Genomic DNA, 20,166 nt, shown 5'->3' on the forward strand with positions numbered 1-20,166 from the left:
TCAAGAGGATCCCTGTCCCATCCCGCCCCGGCGCCAGGAATGTGTAAGATAGGGGTCCATGGATTCCGCGCCCGTCTCCAGCCTCGAAGGCGTCCTCGAGCGCATCGTCTATGCCAACGACGAGAGCGCCTGGAGCGTCGTGCGCCTCACCGTCGCGGGGCGCCACGAGCCGGTCACCGCCGTCGGGAACCTTCCCGGCGTCCAGCCGGGGGAGAGCCTGCAGCTCGAGGGCTCGTGGGTCATCGACCGGAGGTTCGGCGAGCAGTTCCGGGTCGTCTCCTACCGCATCCTCAAGCCCGCCACGCTGGTGGGAATCGAGAAATACCTCGGCTCCGGCCTGGTGCACGGGATCGGCGAGGTCATGGCGCGCCGTCTGGTCGATCACTTCGGCCTCGACACGCTGGAGATCATCGACGCCCATCCCGAGCGGCTCGCCGAGGTCGAAGGATTCGGCCCGGTCCGCCGGGCCGCCCTCGCCAAGGCCTGGGCGGAGCAGCGCGAGCTGCGGGAGCTGATGGTCCTTCTCCAGACGCTCGGCGTCTCGACCACCTTCGCCGCGCGGATCTGGAAGGCTTACGGCGACGAGGCCGCGGCTGTCGTCCGCGAGGACCCCTACCGCCTGGCCTTCGACATCTTCGGGATCGGATTCAAGACCGCCGACCGGATCGCCATGAACCTCGGCATCCCGCGGGACTCGCCGCGCCGCGCGCAGGCGGGCGTCCTGCACGTTCTCGAGACGTTTGCCGCCGAAGGGCACGTCTACGTCCCGCGGCCCATCTTGGCCGAGCACGCCGCGCGCCTCCTGGAGCTGGAGCCGGGGCTGCCGGACGAGGCGGTGGGCGATCTCGCCGCGGCGCGTCAGGTCGTCCTCGAGCCGCTCGGAGACGACGCGGCAGAGGCGGCTTTCCTTCCTGCCCTGCACACCGCCGAGATCGGCGCCGCGGCGCGCATGGAGACTCTGCTCAGCGCGCCGATCCATCCCGTCACGATCGACGTCGAGCGCGCGCTGGAGTGGTTCGAGGCCCGTCAGGGGATCGAGCTGGCCGAGGAGCAGCGGGAGGCGATCCGCCGCGCCGTCGCGCGCAAGGTCCTGGTCATCACCGGCGGCCCAGGCACCGGCAAGACGACGCTGATCAACGCCGTGGTCGACATCCTGGAGAAGAAGAACCGCAAGATTCTGCTGGCCGCGCCGACCGGCCGAGCCGCCCGCCGCCTGGGAGACCTGACCGGCCGCGAGGCGCGGACGATCCACCGGATGCTGGAGTTCAGCCCGCGCAACGGCAGCTTCGAGCGCAACGCCGGCCGCCCGCTGGACGCCGATGTGCTGGTCCTGGATGAAGTCTCGATGATCGACATCGTCCTCTTCCATCACGTCCTCAAGGCGCTGCCCGCCCACTGCCAGCTCATCCTGGTGGGCGACGTCGATCAGCTCCCCTCCGTCGGTCCCGGCAACGTCCTGCGCGATCTGATCGGCTCGGGGGCCGTCGACGTCGTCCGTCTCACCAAAATCTTCCGGCAGGCGCAGCAAAGCCTCATCGTCGTGAACGCTCATCGCGTGAACCGCGGCGAGATGCCGCTCCTGAACCCCCAGGACGACGGCCAAGCCGACTTCATGTTCATCGAGCGCGACGATCCTCTGGAGATCCTGGAGGAGCTGAAGCGCCTCGTCGCCGAGGAGATTCCGCGCCGTTTCGGCCTCGATCCGATCGAGGAGATCCAGGTCCTCACCCCGATGCACAAAGGGGACGTGGGAGCGTCGAACCTCAACGAGCAGCTCGGCGCGCTCCTCAACAAGCGCCCCGAGTCGGTCTCGAAAGGCGGCCGGACGCTGCGTCTCGGCGATCGCGTGATGCAGATTCGGAACAACTACCAGGTCGACGTGTTCAACGGCGACATCGGCCGCATCGAATCAATGAATCCGGAGAACCGCCAGGTCCACATCCGCTTCGACGACCGGCTCGTCGCCTACGACGCCGCCGAGCTCGACGAGCTGGTCCCCGCCTACGCCTGCTCCATCCACAAATCCCAAGGCAGCGAGTACCCCTGTGTCGTCGTCCCCCTGCACACCCAGCACTTCGTCATGCTCCAGCGCAACCTGATCTATACCGCCCTGACGCGCGGCAAGAAGCTCGTCGTCCTCGTCGGCAGCCGCAAAGCGCTTTCGCTGGCCGTCAGGAATAATCGGATTGAAAAGCGCTGCACGAGGTTGGCGGAGCGGTTGGCGCGACGCACGTAGCCGCGATGATCGACTCTCTTGCGTCCGCCGATAATGAGAGCGTATATTCCAGTGTCATATCAAGGGTATAAGAGTGAACAAGGCTTGAGGACTGGTCCGGGTTGATCGAGACACGAATGGAGAGGAGCTGTCGGGATCCTGGCCGATCTCTCTCCCCACTTCGCCAAGCTCTATTCGGACGTCGGCCGTCCTTCGATCGCGCCGGAGAAGATCCTGCGGGCGCTGCTGCTTCAGGTGCTCTACAGCATCCGGAGCGAGCGGCTGCTGATGGAGGAGCTGGACTACAACCTGTTGTTCCGGTGGTTCGTGGGGCTGAGCATGGACGATGCGGTCTGGGACCCCACCGTGTTCACGAAGAACCGAGAACGACTGCTCTCCGGAGAGATCGACCGGCTGTTCTTTCAGAGGGTGCAGGAGGAGGCGCGGCAACGGCAGCTTCTTTCGGATGAGCATTTCACCGTGGACGGGACGCTGGTGGAGGCCTGGGCCGGCCACAAGAGCTTCAAACCGAAGGAAGGGAAGACGAAGACTCCACCAGACGATCCCGGCAATCCGACGGTCGACTTCATAGGGGAGAAGCGATCCAACAAGACGCACGCCTCGACGACGGATCCGGATGCGCGGCTTTACCGGAAGTCCTTTGGGACCGAATCGAAGCTCTGCTTTGCAGGACACATCTTGATGGACAATCGCCATGGGTTGGCGGTGGACGTGGAGCTGACCCAGGCCACCAGCCTCTCGGAGCGAGAGGCCGCCTTGAGCATGGCGGGAAGGATCCGGGGCTTCCATCGTGTGACCCTGGGCGGAGACAAGGCCTTCGACGTTCGAGAGTTCGTTCATACCCTCCGGGCCATGAGGGTGACTCCCCACATCGCCGGGAAGAACGCCAGTTACAGCGCCATCGATGGAAGAACGACGCGATTCGCCGGCTACGTCGTCAGTCGGAAGAAGCGCAAGCGGTCGAAGAGATCTTCGGTTGGCTCAAGACCGTGGCGTTGCTGCGGAAGACGCGGCATCGGGGCCTCGCGCGTGTCGGCTGGACTTTCACCTTCGCCACCACGATCTACAACCTGGTTCGAGGGAAGTGGAGGGACCTCGGTCAACTTCATCCCGTCGCCGCAGCCAGGTTTCTTATTCGTCTGGAAGGAGAGAAAGGTCAAGATGATAGGGGCGAATCGGACTCATCGAACTTCCGAGTTCATCGTGGAGAGGAAAAGACCCCTCTCAAATCGCTGTTTTTCCGCAGCCTGTTAGACAGCTCTGAAAAAATGTCAATCATCGCGAGGCGACCGGTTCGACTTCGCCATGACCGCAAGCAGTCTTGCAGCTTTGCGTATGTGGACGAGAGCGGCACAGCTGAGAGATAGTTCGCGGTAGGGGCGGTAGTGCATGGCCCTCAAGTTTCCGGCTAGGATGATGTTCGCCTGAACGAACATATCACGCAACTGAAACACGAAGCAGGAATTCAGACCAGGGGTGATTTTGGCTGGAAGAAGGTGCCGAAAAGCCCTGGGAAGAGTACCAAGTTGTCTCGTCAAAAGTGATCGACTTTCAGCTTGAGTTGGAGGATTTGGTGAGTCCCTTGGTTCGCTCAAACATGACTACCTCGTATATCGTGCCTATCACCCTCATCCTTGCAATGGCCGGGGCGGTTTCCGCCGAGCCGGTCAGGCCGTCCACGGATCGCGGTGGGGAAACAGCTCGAATCAGCAAAGCGGCGCCCGCCGATACGAAAGCCGTCGCAACGCGCAAAAGGTTCCTGGAGATGTTCGGGCGGGCGTACTATCCGGGACGAACCGGCCAGCTCCTCCTCGTGCCACGGGAAGGCGATTTCATCACTCGGCCCGGCGCCGACGCGGCATTCATGCATGGCTCACCCTGGGGGTACGACACCTCGATTCCGGTCCTTTTTGTGGGCCCTGCCGTCAAAGCGGGAACCTATTCGATCCCGGCCGTGCAACAGGACGTGGCGCCGACGCTCGCGGCGTCGCTAGGTGTTCGAATGCCCGCGACCGCGACAGGCCACGTCTTGCCGCTCCTGCGGGACGGTTTCGCGCGCCCGCGAGTGGTACTTCTTCTCGTCCTCGACGGCATGCGGCGCGATTACTTCGATCGGTATTCCGGCTTGATTCCGACCCTGACCGCCTTGAGAAAACAGGGCGCTTGGTTCCCGCGGGCGCAGATCAATTTCCTCCCGACGAACACGGCGGTGGGGCACTCGTCGATCTCGACCGGCAGCGATCCGCGCGTGCACGGAATCACCGGTGTCAGCCTCTACGATCGCATCCACAGGCGTCGCCACGACGTGTTCGAGAAAGCCTCCCCGGAGGATCTGATGACCTTGTCCCTGGCCGACGTCTGGCAGCTCGCGACGTCCGGCCGCGCGATCATCCTGGCGCAGGGAAGCATTGACCGGGCGGCGACGCCGCTCGCGGGGCATGGGGCGTGCCAGCTCAATGGAGCGCCGGTTGTGCTTGCCAGCTATGATCAACAGACGGGCGCCTGGAGCTCGAATCCCGAGTGTTTCCGGCTGCCGGAGTATCTGAAGGATCGAAACTCGAGGACGCTTTGGGCGGATGGAGAGTGGATGGGGCACTCGATCGACTCAAGCGTCTTGGTGCGCTATTCGGGGTTGTTTCCTTCATTCGAAGCCGATGCGATGGTTTCGATGATCGAGCGGGAACCGCTGGGCGAGGACGGCGTGCCGGATCTCATCCTGATGAACTACAAGGGCGCGGATTTCGTGGGCCACAAGTATGGTCCGGATTCGGAAGAGATGCGCGTGACGCTCGGCGAGATGGACCGTCACTTGGCTCGGATGTTGAAGGCGCTGGAGGCCAAGGTGGGAAAGGACTATCTTCTCGCGATCACCGCGGACCATGGGATGCCCCCGGAGCCGCCCTCGCCGGACCGCCGCCACTTCGCTCCTGCGATCGTCGACCTCTTGCACGATAAGTTCGATCCCGAAGCGAAGCAGCTCGTCACCTCCTTCGAGCCGGAAAACGGCCAGATCTTCATCGACGAGGAGCGCCTGGCGTCTCTCCATCTCACGCTGCGCGACTTGGCAAACTTCCTTGAATCACAGGATTTCATTTTCGCGGCGTTCACTCAGGAAGAGGTCCGGCGCGCCGCGGAATAATCGAGGTGAGCACGAAGGTCGCGCGGGTTGCCTTGAGATTCTTTCCTACAGTGCTGCTGGTGGCCAGTGCGGTCACCACGGCGATCGCTCATCCAGGTTCGGGAATTGCCGTCGATCGGCGGGGGTACGTCTACTTCGTCGACACGGGAAGCGGCGTCTGGGTGATCGACACGGCGGGCAAGCTGGCCCGTCACGACGGTCCGGCGTTTCACTGGATGGCCATCGATGAGGGCGAGCGATCCTGGGGAGGTCGAATGCCTTCCATCCCGGACGGAGAAGTCACCGCGGTGGGGCTAAAGCCCACGGTTCTTCTCTCGAGTGATGTTCCGATCGCCGTGGGTGGGGATGGCGCGCTCTTCTATCCAGCGTTGGGACGTGATCATCGTCTGAGGATCATGCGATTTACTCGTTCCGGCGACGAGAGCGTACGCGCCAATCTTCCATCCAAGTCCGGAGGCGGAGAGTTGAGGTGGATCAACGGGCTGGCCAAAGGCCCTGGGGGATCGCTCTACTATTCTGAGAATGACGCGGTGCGCAAGGCCGACGAGCGCGGCGCGGTCTCCACGGTCGCGGAGGGGATCGCGGTGCCCAACTGCGCTCGAATTCCTGGCACGGAACTAGGGCTGGGACCCTACTTGCGCGGCCTCGACGTCGCTTCGGACGGTTCGGTCTTCGTGGCCGCCTCCGGCTGCGGCGCGGTTCTCAAGGTCACGCCTCAAGGCAAGATTACGACGGTGCTGCGCTCCAGCAGTCCGTGGTCACCGGCAGCCGTGGCAGTCTCGCCCACGGGACTCTACGTGCTCGAGTACCTCCACACGGCCTCTGACAATCGGCGGGAATGGCTGGCGCGTGTGCGGAAAGTGCTTCCCGACGGCAGCGTCACCGAGGTCGCCGTGGTCAAACGCTAACGGTCGTCATGATGGCGGCCTCGCTGTCGCCGCAGAGCCTGTCGCTCGCCGTCCGCAACAACCAGAGTGACACGTGATGTATAAAGCTGGCGGAGCGGTTGGGAGCGGTTGACTGTACGGAACCCGTAGCGGCCCCGCGCCGCCTGCTAGCAGGATAAGCGTCAGGGACAGGAAAGTCTGCGGCCCGGTGGAAAGCCCATGGGGAAAAGCAGCGTCCGCGGGAAGCGGGGTCTGCGCTCTCGGAAGTTCTGTTCATACTGTCGTCCCTGGCGATTGGCGAGCAAGCATCTGTCCAGTTGAATCCGCCGAAAACGGGAGGCGTCATGCGAGCGACTGCGAAGAGCACGGAGCTGAAAGCCGCGGCCTATGCGGGAACGTACGTGGTCGTCCTAGCGTGGGACACCGCGAACGGAAAGGCGCCGGCGCGGACCAATTTGCTGGGTTATGCGATCGAGCGCGCGCAGTTCGACCTGGCGGGCCATGAGGTGGAGCGCTACTGGCTGCGCGGGATCAAGCGTTTCAAGGAAAGGGACAAGGGACTGCCGCCCGGCACCCCGGTCTCCACCGCCGAGCATCCGATCCAGAGCTTCCTGTGGGCCGACTACACCGCCAAGGCGGCAACCCGTTACTTGTACCGCATCGTCCCCTTGTACGGCACGGTGAAGACCCCGAAACTCGACGAGGCAACGGCAGTGGCGCTCGACATCACCACGGAGGTGCAGGGTGATCAGCCGCTCGACTCCGCCGCCGACAGCGTCCGGCACGACGTCTTCTTCAATCGCGGCGTGATCGGCTCGCAGGCGTATGCGAGGGAATTCGGCAATCGCGAGCCGGATGCCGAGAATCCCCGATCGAAGGAGATGAAGTGGCTCTCGCGGGGTCTTTTCGAAGCGCTCTTGCGGTTCATCGGGCTCGCGGGGGACGGCATGGGGCTTCGCGCCGCCCTTTACGAGTTCCACTACCAGCCCGTCGCCAACGCGTTTGCCAAGGCCATCGAGGCCGGGGCCGACGTGAAGATCGTGTACGACGCGGAAAGTGACTACAGGGTCGAGAACGAGGCGGCGATTAAGACGGCGCGGCTCGACGACTACGACGCGGTCATCCCGCGGACCGTGAGCGAGGGCATCCGTCACAACAAATTCATCGTCCTGCTGAAGGGCGGCAAGCCGTTCGCGGTCTGGACGGGCTCGACGAACATCTCCGCCGGCGGCATCTTCGGCCACTCCAACGTCGGACACGTCGTTTGGGACGAGAGCGTGGCGGCGAAGTATCTCGACTACTGGCAGCGGCTGGCGGACAACCTCACCCCGACCAAGCTGCGCGCCCCGAACAAGGCCGCTACGCCGACGCCCGCCGGAAAACCACCCAAGAACTCCGTCAGTCCGCTGTTCTCGGCGCGCGACGACAAGGAAAGCAACGAGACGCTCCAGTGGTACGCGCACCGGCTCGCCGAGGCCAAGGAAGTGTCCTGCATGACGTATGCCTTCAACATCGACGAGGTGTTCCAGCAGGTCCTGGGCAAGGATAACGACGTGCTTCGCTACGTCGTGAAGGACGACCCGCTCGGCGAGGAGGAGTCCATCGGCCAGGACCGGGACGTGATCTTCGCCGCCGGTGCGTACCTGGACGAGGGCGCTCTTGCCAATTTCCTGCGCGAGCGGTCGAATCCGCTTAACCGCAACCGCTATATTCACAACAAATTCATGCTCGTGGACCCGCTGAGCGAGGACCCCCTGGTGGTCACCGGATCGGCCAACTTCAGCAAGCCCTCGCAGCGCACGAACGACGAGAACATGCTCGTCATCCGCGGCAACAAACGCGTGGCGGACATCTACTTCGGCGAGTTCATGCGCGTCTTCGACCACCACTACGCACGCTACATCGTGCGCGTCCTGACCGACCAGGGGCGCTCCGATCCGGAGGCGGGCTACCTCAAGGAGAAGACCGCCGACTGGTTGCCGCCACACTTCAACCCTGCCAGCTACAAGTCGAAGCGGAGAAAGTATTTCGTATCGCCGAAGAAGTGACCGCCGCGACCCGTCGCGGGTTGGACTGCTCCGCCAACGCTGAGGCTCAAGCCTTCATCTGGCCTTCCGTGGTGGATCCCGATGCTCGTGATTCTCGGCTTTGGCGGCACGTCACCAAGCGGTTTCCGCTCACCTACAGCCCGCTGTATTGGGGAGCCGTGTTTGCCCTCGGCACGTACACGGTTTGCACGCTCCGTCTCTACGAGCTGACCGGGGTAAGACTCCTCCACCCGCTGCCCCGCCTGTTCGTCACGATCTCCGTCGCGGCCTGGCCGGCGGCGTTCGCCGCTTGCTCCGAAGCCTCGCGAGCGGCTGAAGAGGACGTGACGGCACGTTGGTCGCAAGCTCGCAAAACCCCTTAGGCGACGTGCGCAGCCGCGGCCCCACAACCGCCAGCCTCGCGGAACGCCGGCCTCGCCTCACGCGGCCCATCTGCGGTTTGCGCCAGGAATCACGGGAGGCGTATATTGCATCGCAGCACCCACGTGTCCAGCGAATCTCACGTCCGGAGGCCCGATGCGCCTCGTAACACCCGCGAGACTTGCCGAGCACCTGTCAGCTCGCCGAAGCGAAGAAGACTTGGATTCCGGGCCAGGTAGCCGCGGTAGCGGTGCTGTAGGCCGGAGCGCTCTTTGGCTAAATAGGACCCGGAAGAATTGGAGGGTAGGGGGTGAGCGTTGGCCAGATGCCTTTGACTCGTGGCGAACGACTCGGTGTTTTCTCGGGCGTTGCGTCCATCGTCTGCGGGCTCGCCAGTCTGAGCGCTTTCGGAGTCATGGACGCGTTCGTCGTCGACGAAGGTGATTGGATGATCATGATCCTATCACTCATCATTGCAATCGGCGCCCCCCTCTTGGGCGCTCTGCTCGGGATCATCGCGCTTGTTCCACGACGCAGCCGCATTGTCGGAGCCGCAGGTCTCTTGCTGTCGCTGGGAATCGGGGCGGTCCTCGGGGCCATGAGGTTAGGCCTATTTGCGAACTAGGGTCAGTCGGCCGCCGCCGAGCGGCAGACAGGATCTGGAGAGTGCGGTGTCTGAAGCTGCACCGGAGACGAGCCGCCCGAGAGTGGCGATGAAAGTGCTCGGAGCCGTGCTCCTCGTGGTCGGCACGAGCGTTGCGATATGGCGCGTGGCCAATCTAGCCGTTGCGAGCGTCGTCTTTCACGATCTGCCGCCCCGAATCGTGATTCAGTACTTCGTCGCAACCTCAGGTGATGCGTTGTGGGGCGGATTTATGGCGGCAGCGGGCTACCACCTCCTGAGGCGACGTGGGAAACCGGTGAGCTGGCTGATCGCCTCGGCCGCCGCGTGGATTCCGGCAACCGTTATCTACGCCTACCAGGCCTCGGGAGGGGAAAGAATGGCCCGGTCCTTCGGCATTTCCGTAGGCGTTCTCGTGCTGGTGGTCGTGGGGTTTCGCACCCTTCTGCTTCTGCCTAACCTGGCGGCTGCTGTCCTTATGCACGTGATGGCGCGGGGCCAGCGGGCCACGGCGAGCGAAGTGGCCGGGGGCGATCCGTCGAAATAGCCGTTTCGCGTTGGAGGCAGGGATGGAGATTGGCAGTCTTCCACTTGCGGCGTGGGAGAGTTTCTATGTCATCGTCGGTTCTTCGGCGGCGGCCCTGACCGGACTTCAGTTCGTCGTCATCGTTCTCGGCGCCGAAGCGGAAGTGGTCAGCGGAGCGACTATGCGGGCGTTCGGCACTCCCACCATCGTGCATTTCTGCGCGGCGCTGCTCATCTCGGCGATTCTCAGCGCGCCGTGGAGCGCCGTAGCGCCCGCCGCCGTGTGTCTCCTGGCTTGCGGCGCCGCGGGGCTTGGGTACCTTGCCGGCGTCTTTCGGCACGCGAGAAAGCAGAGCGGCTACACGCCTGTCTTCGAGGATTGGCTCTGGCACTTCGTGTTTCCTGCCGGCGCCTATGTGGCGCTCCTGGTCGCGGCGCTCGACTTGCGAGGCGGCGCGCCCGCCGCGTTGTTCGTCATAGCGGGATCGGCGATGTTCTTGCTGTTCATCGGAATTCACAATGCCTGGGACGCGGTGACCTATATCGCGCTCAAACGAAAACGGGGCAAATCGGACCAATAAAGAATGGGTCAATTCACTCCTGAAGTCGGCGAGCAAGACGTCGAGCGACCGCGCCTCTCTCGCCCTCGACAGGCTGCGCCGTCGGCTGAATCAATCCAGGCGCCGCGGGATGTGGAGAGAGGATGAGGAGCAGAGGCTGCGCCGCCGCGATACTCCTCCTGCCGTTCATCGTCACGCCGGCCTGGGAGGCGCCAAAGCCTGGCAGGCCGCTCGCGCTCGTCCTTCGGCAGCTTAGAAAGATCCCTCTGACGGAGGCTTACGTCTACGGCACCGTTCCGCCGGAGGCCCAGGCGGGTCTACGTCAGGCCAAGAAGCATCTCCGAGAGCTGATTCTCTCCTACCTGAACCAAGCCCCGGGCGGGCGCGTATCGGCCCACGAGACGCGCGAAGGTCTTATCCAGAAGCTTAAGAGCCAGGGGGTGATGGTGGGGCTGGAGCCCAACCGGCAGGCCGAGCTGGGATACGGCTACCTCCTCAGGGTCGAGGTCGGCAGCACGGGCGACGACGCAGACCTGCTCGTCGTGAGCACGGCGCTGTCGGTTACCTGCGGAGACGACAGCTCCCTCATGCTGCTGCGCCGCGGCAACGCGGGCTGGCAGCCCATCCTGGTCGACGAGGCCCCGGATTATGCCGACATCCGCGGGGCCCGCGGGTCCTTGAACTGGCGGGCCTCCGAGCCGGACTCCGGCAAGAATCGCTTGATCGTCATCGCCGACATCCCGCCCTGGTGTTCCTCGGTCTTGCGTCCGTTGCGGTACCGGGCCTACCGGGTGGGTGGCGGCCTCGAGAAGCCCGTGCAACTGGTCTCCCGCTCGACCGACGCGATCGCCATCGACGAGGGGTACGAGATTCGGGCCGACCCGTCCGGCTTCTCCCTAAGCTATTCCGTCGCCGACAAGAAGAACGCCGGCATGCGCACGAGGGAGACTCTGAATTACCGGATTCAGCGAAACGAAGCTCTGCCCGAAAGCTCGCGACCCGACAGCTAGCCCGCGCGTCCAAGCGTCCGGCAAGAAAGATTGCCGGTCACACGGTTCATGAAAGCCATTGCTCCGTCGAGCGCGCGTCAGCACATGAAGGCGATCACCTACAGCGAATACGGGCCCTCAGATGTTCTCCAGCTCTCGGAGATGGCAAAACCTGCCCCCCGGGTCGGCGAGGCCTTGGTCAGAATTCGTGCGGCCTCCGTGAATCCGATCGACTGGCACTTCATGAGAGGCACACCGTACCTCGTGCGCCTGCTGACCGGCTGGCGCAAGCCGAAGGTCACGCGTCTCGGAGTCGACGCGGCGGGGCAGGTGGAAGCGGTCGGCGGGAAGGTGACGCAGTTCCGGCCGGGGGACGAAGTGTTCGGCGCCTGCCGAGGGGCCTTCGCCGAGTGCGGATGCGCGCGGGAGGCTGCTTTGGCGCTGAAGCCGGCCAACCTGACGTTCGAGCAGGCGGCGGCCGTTCCGGTGGCGGCGTTCACCGCCCTGCAGGGGCTTCGCGACAAGGGACGAATTCAGCCCGGGAAGAAGGTTTTGATCAATGGGGCCGCGGGAGGCGTGGGGACGTTCGCGGTGCAGCTTGCCAGGTGCTTCGGGGCGGACGTGACCGGCGTGTGCAGCACGAGGAATGTGGACCTGGTCCGATCCATCGGCGCCCACCACGTCGTGGATTACACCCGGGAGGATTTCACCAAGAACGGGGTGCAGTATGACCTGATATTCGATTCGGTGGGGAACCATTCCTTGTCGGATTGCCGGCGCGCGCTGGTTGCGGAGGGGACTCTCGTGCTGGTCGGAGCGCCGGACAAGGGGCCTTGGCTCGGTCCGCTGACGAGCATACTCGGAGCGGTCGCGCTGTCGCCGTTCGTGAGCCAGAAGCTGCGCCCGATTCTGGCGCGTCCGAACCAAGAGGACTGGAAGGTCCTACGAGACTTCCTGGAAAGCGGCAAGGTGACTCCGGTCATCGACCGGACCTACCCCCTGAGGGAGATCTCCGAGGCCATCCGGTATCTGGAAGAAGGCCACGCCCGAGGGAAAGTAGTCATCAAGATGGCGCCGCGGAGCGAAAGCTGACCAGCGATCCCCGGCTCGAGCGATTCGAGAGGAAACCGTGAGGATTCCCGATCTGCGTCGACCTGACTTGAAGACCGCTCCCATTCTGGATCAGAATGCGCCCACTCGGTGCTCTCGAGAGGCGGGGTTTTTTCCCCCGCCGGCTTGAAAAACGAGCAGAGCCGCTCATCGTTCCCTTCAGGAGGTGTCGCGATGCCGTTTGGAAGCCTGTGGCTCCCCGTGATCGTCTCGGCCGTCGTCGTCTTCGTGGCCAGCTCCGTGATGCACATGGCGCTCAAGTACCACAAAGCCGACTACAAGGGGCTGCCGAACGAGGTCGCGGTTCTCGACGTGCTCGGCAAGGGGAATCTGGTCCCGGGGGTCTATTTCCTGCCGTACTGCCCCGACCACGGTCATATGAAAGACCCGGCGATGAAAGCGAAATTCGAGAAAGGGCCCATCGGGTTGCTCACCATCCTCCCCAAGGGCGGGCCCGCGATGGGGAAGCTCCTCGGCCTCTGGTTCGCGTTCAGCCTCTTCGTGAGTTTCACCGCGGCCTACGTCGCGCGGCACACGCTTCAGCCCGGCGCCGACGGCCTTCTCGTGATGCGGATCACCGGGACGGTCGCATTCGCCGCCTACGGAATCTCCCACCTCAGCGATTCGATCTGGAAAGGCCAGCCCTGGTCGAACACGATGCGTTCGCTGCTCGACGCCGCCATCTACGCAGTGCTGACCGGCTTGGTGTTTCGCACGCTCTGGCCGACGGCGTAGGGCCCAAGTCCCGCTGCGTCACGCACATCCAGGTCGACGCCATTTAAGGTAACGTGTACCCGAATGCTTACGTCAGCCGTATTGGGAAGAATTCTTGGAAACGAAAGATCTTGTGGAGGTCGCGGCATTCGAAGACGAGATGCTGGCGCGAGCATGCGCCGAGATGCTCACGGAGGCGGGAGTTGAGTGCCATGTCGAGCGAATCGATCCGCTCGGCCTCACGCCGCTCTTGGGATTCACGCCGGGAATTCGACTTCGCGTGCGGCACGAAGATGAACAGCAGGCCAGGGAGCTCGTCGCGTCGATACGACAGGAAGATACGGCAAATGGCACGAATGAAGCACCGAATGCCTGCGCTAGGCCGGTTGAAGATGCAAAGTCCCCAGAAGTTGAAACGGCTCTTCTCCGGCTGAGGACCCGCCGGCGTTTCCTCTGGGTTCTCTACGCGAGTTTCCTGCCGATAACCTTCTTATTCTTGCTGGTGGATCGATCCGGGAAGGCCGCCTTTTCCGTTGCCGCAATCTCGGTGGTTCTTCTTATCCTTGCCGGATACTGGGTTGCCTCGAGCCGCTGCCCGAGATGTTGGGAACTCTGCTATCGTCGCCGCTGGGTCATGGGATGGGCGACAAATATCCTCCTGCATCATTGCATGCATTGCGGATTGGATCTTCGCGCAACCAAGATGAACTAGATGAGCGAGAAATGGGTCAGAGCCGTGGGACTGTTCGAGGTGATTTGCCGCGTTCTGTCCCCATCGCCATGGGGGGAATCTGTTCTAAGGTAATCCTATGAGAATCGTAATCCCAGGCGGCACGGGACAGGTCGGGACGCTGCTGGCGCGCGCCTTCCTGCGGGACGGGCACGAAGTCACAGTGCTGGGCCGCACGATCAAGCCGGCGCCGTGGCGCGTGGTGCAGTGGAATCCTGCGAGCGTGGAAACTTGGGCCCATCACCTCGACGGCGCGGACGTGGTCGTCAACTTGGCCGGCCGGTCGGTGAATTGCCGCTACACGCCGAAAAACCGCGGGGAGATCGTCCAATCGCGGGTCGAATCGGTCGCCGCGGTGGGCCGGGCGATCGCCATGGCGGCGAAACCGCCTGGGGTCTGGCTTCAGGCGAGCACGGCGACGATCTACGCGCACCGTTACGATGCCCCGAACGATGAATTCACAGGGATCCTTGGGGGTGGCGAGCCGGACGCCCCCGAGACCTGGCGCTTCAGCATCGACGTCGTGAAGGCGTGGGAAAAAGCGCTTGACGACGCGCCGGCAGGCCGGACGCGCAAGGTGAAGCTGCGCTCGGCGATGATCATGAATCCCGACCCGGGAAGCATTTTCGACACGCTCGTGACGCTCGTGCGCCGCGGGCTGGGCGGAACGGCCGGTGACGGCCGTCAATACATCTCGTGGGTCCACGAAGAGGACTTCACCCGGGCCGTCTATTTCCTGATCGAGCGCGACCTCGACGGCGTCGTCAACGTGGCGTCGCCGAACCCCCTGGCGAACCGCGAGTTCATGGCCGTCCTCCGGCGGGCCTGGGGCGCGCCGATCGGCCTGCCCGCGACAAAATGGATGCTCGAGCTGGGGGCGTGGCTCATGCGAACCGAGTCGGAGCTCATCCTGAAGAGCCGGCGCGTCATCCCGGCGCGCCTCCTGCAGGCAGGATTCACCTTCCGGTACCCGCGCTGGTCCGAGGCGGCCCAAGAGCTTTGTCAGCGATTCAGAGCGTCCAGAAGCTGAAAGCTCCTCCCCCCCGGATTCCTCGACGCCATGAAATGAGGCGCGGTGTCCAAATGCCGAAGAAGAGGTAGAATGCAGGCAGCTTCTTTCTACCATGCACGGAGGGCGCAGGCTATCGTCGCCCCGGCGGTCGAACCGAGCCAGCCTGCCTGGTCAAGGTCCCTGCTTGAAAGACAAGCTCGCCCAGATCATCGGAAGTGAGGCGCGCCTCGAGGCTCTGCGGCAGACCTCGCTCCTCGATTCCCCGCCGGAGGAGGCGTTCGACCGGCTGACGCGGCTGGCGACGGCGGTGCTGCGCGTTCCGGCGGCGCTCGTTTCGCTCGTGGACGGGGATCGTCAGTTCTTCAAGAGTCAGAGCGGCCTGGCCGAGCCTCTGGCTTCGTCGCGCCAGACTCCTCTGACGCACTCTTTCTGCAAGCATGTCGTGGGCTCGCAAGAGCCCCTGGTCGTCACCGACGCCCGCCAGGAACCGGTGCTCGCCGGCTACGCGCCCTTCTCTCCCCTGGAGGTGATCGCCTATGCGGGCATTCCGCTGGTCACGTCGGAAGGCCACGCCCTGGGGACCTTCTGTGTCGTGGACAGCCGGCCGCGCAAGTGGACCGAGGAGGAGATCTCGATCCTCCGGATCCTCGCCACGTCCACGATGTCGCAGATCGAGCTGCAGCGCCTGGCGAACGAGCTGCGGGGCCTGACCGAGAAACTGCAGGGGCTCGTCGACGCCCGGACGTCGGAGTTGCGCGCCTCCGAGGAGCGCCGGCGCGTTCTCCTCGACGTCAACAACGCCATCGTCACCTGTCTCGACCGTGACTCCCTCTTCGCGGCGACGGCGGCCGCCCTGCGTCCCGTCTTCTCCTACGACCGGGCCGCGCTGGTTCTCCTCGATCCCGCCAAGAACGTTTTTCGCGTGCTGGGAGTCGCCGGGGCGGTGCCGTCACCTCCCATCATCCCGGTCGGCACCGAGTGGCCCCGGCAGGGAAGCCGCTCCGGCTGGATTCTCGATCACGGCGAGCCGATGCTGACGGTCGACCTGCGGGAGGCGCCCGCTTTCTTCGAGCACGGCCCCCTGCTGCAGGAGGGAATCCTCTCCGCCGTTTCCGTGCCCATGGCGATCAAGGGAAAGATCATCGGCACGCTGAACGTCGGCAGCCGCCATCTGGGCCGGTACGGCGAAGGGGACGCCTCGCTGCTCTCGGCGATCGCCGAGCAGGTGGCGCTGGCGATCGAGAACCTGCTCGCCTACGAGGAGATCGCGGCGCTCAAGGCGCAGCTGGAAGAGGAGAACCTCTACCTTCAGGAGGAGGTGCGGTCGGAGGCCGCCTTCGGCGACGTGGTGGGTGAGTCTGCGGCCATCCTGCGGATCCTCGGCAACGTGCGCAAAGTCGCCGGAACCGACTCGACCGTGCTGGTCATGGGGGAGACGGGAACCGGCAAGGAGCTGGTGGTCCGGGCCATTCACGGCTTGAGCCGGCGGAAGGACAAGATCCTGGTCAAGGTGAACTGCGCGGCGCTGCCGGCCGGAGTGATCGAAAGCGAGCTTTTCGGGCACGAAAAGGGGGCGTTCACCGGTGCGCTCATGCGGAAGATCGGCCGCTTCGAGCTGGCCAATGGCGGCACCCTCTTCCTCGACGAGATCGGTGATCTTCCGCTGGAGCTGCAGGCAAAGCTCCTGCGCGTCCTGCAGGACGGAGAGTTCGAAAGGGTGGGCGGGACGCACCCCTTGAAGGTCGACGTGCGGCTGATCACCGCCACCAATCGCGATCTCGAGCGGGCGGTGAGCGAGGAGCGCTTCCGGGCGGATCTCTACTACCGTCTCAACGTCTTTCCGATCGTCATCCCCCCCTTGCGGGAGCGGCTGGAGGACGTCCCGCGCCTGGCGCGGCACTTTGCCATGCACTATGCGGCGAAGATGGGGAAGCACGTCGGGCCGATGAGCCAGGAGGCGCTCGCCCGGCTGTCCTCCTATGCGTGGCCCGGCAACGTCCGCGAGCTGCAGAACGTCATCGAGCGGGCGGTCATCCTTTCCTCCGCGACCCGGTTCGAGCTCGGGGATCTGATCGCGCCCGCCGCGGGCGGCGGCGCGAAGCACCCGGCCCGGACCCTCGAAGAAGTCGAGCGCGAGCACATCGCCGCGGTCCTTGCGCAGACCGGCTGGCGCGTCAGCGGCGAGCGGGGCGCGGCCAAGATCTTGGGGCTGAAGCGAACGACCCTGGAAGCTCGGATGAGGAAGCTCGGCATTCAGCGCCGTTCGTGATCTAGATCACCGAAGCCCGCTCCGCTTCCCCCCTCCTTGCCTGCCATCCTTTCGGCATTCTCCCAATAGTTCGGCAGTTCCTCCGTGCGCGGACTCACAGAGTCCGCTGACCTCCGCTCATTCAATTCCGTTCCTTTCAGCCGCTTGCCTCCCGCCGCGAACGCGCCGGCTCGGGCTGGCACGCCTCGTGCCTTAGAAAGAGCGTGTTTCAAAGAGTCGGGAGGCTGCCATGGTGCTTCGAATCACAATCGGCGCAGGAACACGCACGCGGGCGACGCTGAAACTGGAAGGGCGCGTCGTGGCCGGGTGGGCGCCCCTCCTCGAGCGCGAATGCTTCCGGCTTCTTGGATCGTGGGACGCGGTTTGCCTCGATCTCGCCGGCGTCACGTTCGTCGACCGCTTGGGCGTGGAGACTCTCCAGCGTCTCGGCCGCGCGGGAATCGAGATCCGCTGTCCCCGGGGGATGGTCGCCAGCGTCCTCGAAGGGGAAGGCATCCCACTGACCGCAGACCCTCAAGGGAATTGAGCGTCGAAACCCGGCGTCTTCGGCAATGGGGCCAAGCCGCCACTACCCCCCCAACGTTCGAGATCTGGAGGACAGCATGTTCATGAACCGGAAGCTGCTGAAACGTCCCGCAAGCGCGCTGCTGCTGCCCGCGGGCATCCTGGGCGCTCTGGCGCTCGGCGCCGGCCGAGCGGACACGGGAGCATCGAGGAGTTTCGCGAGCACCGCCTCGGCGATCCGGCTGGAGACCGACACCGTTCCGCCGCCCTGCCGTCCCAATCCACGCGCCCAGCGCGACATGGCCGGCGTCGCGAACCGGGGCGACGTCCGGTTCCTCCCCCAGCCTCTCCGCCAGCAGCTGGTGCGGCTCGCGGGACGTCCGCATACGACACTGCCGATGCAGGCGTTCGCGGAAGCGGACAGCCCGAGCCGGCTTTTCTTCTACTACCTTCTGGACACCCGCGGGTTCGAGCCGAACGTCTTCACGGCGTCGCTGCCGGGGATCAACGACGCGGTCGATCCCACGGCCACCGGTGGGGATTGCGGCCTCCCGACGATCGGCACGGTCCGTCTCGTGGTCGAGCCGAAAGAGGATCTTCCCACCGATCCCAACGACGTCCGCGCCTTCATCGACGTCTTCACCGACATCCATCCTCTCTTCGTCATCAACAACGAGAGCGGCTGGTACGAAGGCTGGATGATCCACGACCTGCGAGTGGCGCGCGTGGCGTCGGCTCGCCCGGACGGACACGCACAGTTCGGAAAAATCCTCCAGACGGACGCGGAGCGATTGGCGGAGATGGGAAAGGGCAACAACCTGGCCGGAAACATCTTCACGACCGACGGTAATCCGGCCCGCTTCCCGTCCGCGTCCGACAGCTTCCCTGACATCCAGTCCAATCTCGTGCCGATCACCCTGAGCATGGGCGCCTACAACGCCCTGCAGCAGGGGGACGTCCATTCCTACTGGGAGTTCAACTACACGACCAACTGGGTCTTCCCCCTGTACGAGCTGCCGTTCACCGGAGGTATCGCCGGCACGCTGGAGGCGGGACTGATTGGCGACCTCAACGACCTGACTCCGGGATCGGGGCCGGCGGGCATCCACAACGATCCGCGGGTATACGGCGACAGCCCGTTCCTGCCCCGTGACGCCGACAAGTTCGAGGGCGAGGACGACCGGCAGCGCGAGTTCCGCGAGCGCTTCATCCCGAGCGGCCTGGCGCACGAGATCTATCTCGACGTGTTCGAGAGAATCGCGTCGTTCGAGCCCGCCGTGGCATCCCAGCCGCAGCGCATCTTCGACGCCTACGCCCAGGAGATCGCGCGGGTCGACCAGAATCGGGACGGCGTCATCTCCGCGGCCGAGGGCGACGTGGACAGCGCAAGCGACGGGTTTCCCGACAACGCGCGCCTGTTCCTCCCCGCCACCACGTACGACCGGTTCGCGGTGACCCGCGAAATCAACGATGGCATGTTGGCGCCCCGTTTCGCCAACAGCCAGCGGGCCTGGGTCCTGACCGGGTTCGCGACGGCAGTGATTCCGACGGTGCCTGCTTCCGAAGGGCGGGACTCGGATGATCGATAACGTTCCAAGGATCGCAACGGTTCGAACCGTTCCCACCCCCCCAACTTTCGAAAGGAGAAGAACCATGATGAAGCGTGTTGTCCTCGCACTGGCTCTGCTGCTCGGATCATTCCCGGTCCTCACCTCCGCGGCGCCCGTCGTCTTCGAGGCCTCCGGAGCGACCCCCGCCGACATCCAGGCTTCGGTCGACGATTTCCGCGGCCTCCTCGGAACCCTCAACCCGAACACCCCCGGCTCGTTCCCCAGCGGACGACGGGAGATCAACTGGGACGGCGTTCCGGACGCGTTCTCGGCCCCGAACAACCTGCCCGCCAATTTCTTCAACGCCAACTCCCCGCGCGGGGTCGTTTTCTTCACTCCCGGGACGGGCTTCCAGGTGAGCGCCGACAGCGACAACCCGACGAACACTCCGGTCCGCTTCGGCAACATCCATCCCGCCTTTCCGAGACTGTTCACCACTTTCAGCCCGCAGAGGCTGTTCACCGCGTTGGACAGCAACATCACCGACACTCTCTTCTTCGTGCCCGGAAGCCCCTCCTCGGCGACGGTGGGTGGGTTCGGAGCCGTGTTCACCGACGTCAACGTCGCCAACAGCACGAAGATCGAGTATTTCGACGTCAACGGCCGGCTGCTCTTCAGTCGGAACGTCCTTCCCGGCCCGACCGATCGGGGCAGCCTCTCTTTCATCGGCGTGTCGTTCGACGCGGGGGAACGGGTCTTCCTGGTCCGCATCACCAGCGGGAACCGCGTCCCCAGGACCCCCGCCCGGGACGTCGTGATGATGGACGACTTCATTTACGCCGAGCCGCAGCCCGCCCCCTAACCCACCTCCAGGCCGCCGGCGGGGAGCCGATTGACCTCGGTCGGCTCCC

16 protein-coding genes and 1 pseudogene are annotated in these 20,166 nt (G+C 64.5%); all 17 read left to right on the forward strand.

Annotated features, from left to right (window positions below; genetic code table 11):
• The first annotated feature begins 58 nt into the window (after positions 1-58).
• Positions 59-2,236 (forward strand): ATP-dependent RecD-like DNA helicase, encoded by a 2,178-nt coding sequence (locus tag VGR67_05525; protein HEV8335857.1) that lies wholly within the window; start codon positions 59-61, stop codon positions 2,234-2,236.
• A gap of 91 nt (positions 2,237-2,327) precedes the next feature.
• A pseudogene (locus VGR67_05530) lies at positions 2,328-3,315 on the forward strand (IS5 family transposase).
• Positions 3,316-4,001: 686 nt separating this feature from the next.
• Entirely contained in the window at positions 4,002-5,375 is a 1,374-nt protein-coding gene (locus VGR67_05535) for an alkaline phosphatase family protein (protein HEV8335858.1), read from the forward strand.
• Between the two features lie 5 nt (positions 5,376-5,380).
• Positions 5,381-6,283, forward strand: coding sequence for a hypothetical protein (locus VGR67_05540; protein HEV8335859.1), 903 nt, complete (start codon positions 5,381-5,383; stop codon positions 6,281-6,283).
• A gap of 323 nt (positions 6,284-6,606) precedes the next feature.
• Positions 6,607-8,310, forward strand: coding sequence for a phospholipase D-like domain-containing protein (locus VGR67_05545; protein HEV8335860.1), 1,704 nt, complete (start codon positions 6,607-6,609; stop codon positions 8,308-8,310).
• A gap of 670 nt (positions 8,311-8,980) precedes the next feature.
• A complete protein-coding gene (locus VGR67_05550; GenBank protein ID HEV8335861.1) occupies positions 8,981-9,295 on the forward strand; it encodes a hypothetical protein in 315 nt (104 codons plus the stop codon).
• An 88-nt stretch (positions 9,296-9,383) separates the two neighbouring features.
• Entirely contained in the window at positions 9,384-9,839 is a 456-nt protein-coding gene (locus tag VGR67_05555) for a hypothetical protein (GenBank protein HEV8335862.1), read from the forward strand.
• 22 nt (positions 9,840-9,861) lie between these two features.
• Positions 9,862-10,398: a hypothetical protein gene (locus tag VGR67_05560; protein HEV8335863.1), complete on the forward strand. Its 537-nt coding sequence runs from the start codon at positions 9,862-9,864 to the stop codon at positions 10,396-10,398.
• 122 nt (positions 10,399-10,520) lie between these two features.
• Complete coding sequence (locus tag VGR67_05565) at positions 10,521-11,387, forward strand: hypothetical protein (GenBank protein HEV8335864.1); 867 nt, start codon at positions 10,521-10,523, stop codon at positions 11,385-11,387.
• Positions 11,388-11,471: 84 nt separating this feature from the next.
• Entirely contained in the window at positions 11,472-12,458 is a 987-nt protein-coding gene (locus tag VGR67_05570) for an NAD(P)-dependent alcohol dehydrogenase (GenBank protein ID HEV8335865.1), read from the forward strand.
• A 192-nt stretch (positions 12,459-12,650) separates the two neighbouring features.
• The gene (locus VGR67_05575) at positions 12,651-13,211 is read left to right on the forward strand and encodes a hypothetical protein (GenBank protein ID HEV8335866.1); all 561 of its coding nucleotides are present in this window, start codon (positions 12,651-12,653) and stop codon (positions 13,209-13,211) included.
• A gap of 94 nt (positions 13,212-13,305) precedes the next feature.
• Positions 13,306-13,902 carry a hypothetical protein gene (locus VGR67_05580; protein HEV8335867.1) on the forward strand — a complete coding sequence of 199 codons (597 nt, stop codon included), beginning with the start codon at positions 13,306-13,308 and terminating at the stop codon, positions 13,900-13,902.
• 97 nt (positions 13,903-13,999) lie between these two features.
• Positions 14,000-14,950 (forward strand): TIGR01777 family oxidoreductase, encoded by a 951-nt coding sequence (locus VGR67_05585; protein HEV8335868.1) that lies wholly within the window; start codon positions 14,000-14,002, stop codon positions 14,948-14,950.
• A gap of 166 nt (positions 14,951-15,116) precedes the next feature.
• A complete protein-coding gene (locus VGR67_05590) occupies positions 15,117-17,201 on the forward strand; it encodes a sigma 54-interacting transcriptional regulator (protein HEV8335869.1) in 2,085 nt (694 codons plus the stop codon).
• Positions 17,202-17,430: 229 nt separating this feature from the next.
• On the forward strand, positions 17,431-17,727 hold the full coding sequence (locus VGR67_05595) for a hypothetical protein (GenBank protein HEV8335870.1): 297 nt from the start codon (positions 17,431-17,433) through the stop codon (positions 17,725-17,727).
• 82 nt (positions 17,728-17,809) lie between these two features.
• Positions 17,810-19,294 carry a hypothetical protein gene (locus VGR67_05600; GenBank protein HEV8335871.1) on the forward strand — a complete coding sequence of 495 codons (1,485 nt, stop codon included), beginning with the start codon at positions 17,810-17,812 and terminating at the stop codon, positions 19,292-19,294.
• Between the two features lie 64 nt (positions 19,295-19,358).
• Complete coding sequence (locus VGR67_05605; protein ID HEV8335872.1) at positions 19,359-20,117, forward strand: hypothetical protein; 759 nt, start codon at positions 19,359-19,361, stop codon at positions 20,115-20,117.
• Positions 20,118-20,166 lie beyond the last annotated feature (49 nt).

Source organism: Candidatus Polarisedimenticolia bacterium (assembly GCA_036004685.1).
GTDB lineage: Bacteria > Acidobacteriota > Polarisedimenticolia > Gp22-AA2 > AA152 > DASYRE01.

What these genes read in the sequence shown, in the direction of transcription:
- VGR67_05555 (HEV8335862.1), top strand. Translation starts at nt 9,384, where the DNA reads ATGAAAGTGCTCGGAGCCGTGCTCCTCGTGGTCGGCACGAGCGTTGCG.
- VGR67_05605 (HEV8335872.1), top strand. Translation starts at nt 19,359, where the DNA reads ATGATGAAGCGTGTTGTCCTCGCACTGGCTCTGCTGCTCGGATCATTC.
- VGR67_05595 (HEV8335870.1), top strand. Translation starts at nt 17,431, where the DNA reads ATGGTGCTTCGAATCACAATCGGCGCAGGAACACGCACGCGGGCGACG.
- VGR67_05525 (HEV8335857.1), top strand. Translation starts at nt 59, where the DNA reads ATGGATTCCGCGCCCGTCTCCAGCCTCGAAGGCGTCCTCGAGCGCATC.
- VGR67_05600 (HEV8335871.1), top strand. Translation starts at nt 17,810, where the DNA reads ATGAACCGGAAGCTGCTGAAACGTCCCGCAAGCGCGCTGCTGCTGCCC.
- VGR67_05585 (HEV8335868.1), top strand. Translation starts at nt 14,000, where the DNA reads ATGAGAATCGTAATCCCAGGCGGCACGGGACAGGTCGGGACGCTGCTG.
- VGR67_05570 (HEV8335865.1), top strand. Translation starts at nt 11,472, where the DNA reads ATGAAGGCGATCACCTACAGCGAATACGGGCCCTCAGATGTTCTCCAG.
- VGR67_05575 (HEV8335866.1), top strand. Translation starts at nt 12,651, where the DNA reads ATGCCGTTTGGAAGCCTGTGGCTCCCCGTGATCGTCTCGGCCGTCGTC.
- VGR67_05565 (HEV8335864.1), top strand. Translation starts at nt 10,521, where the DNA reads ATGAGGAGCAGAGGCTGCGCCGCCGCGATACTCCTCCTGCCGTTCATC.
- VGR67_05545 (HEV8335860.1), top strand. Translation starts at nt 6,607, where the DNA reads ATGCGAGCGACTGCGAAGAGCACGGAGCTGAAAGCCGCGGCCTATGCG.
- VGR67_05560 (HEV8335863.1), top strand. Translation starts at nt 9,862, where the DNA reads ATGGAGATTGGCAGTCTTCCACTTGCGGCGTGGGAGAGTTTCTATGTC.
- VGR67_05535 (HEV8335858.1), top strand. Translation starts at nt 4,002, where the DNA reads ATGTTCGGGCGGGCGTACTATCCGGGACGAACCGGCCAGCTCCTCCTC.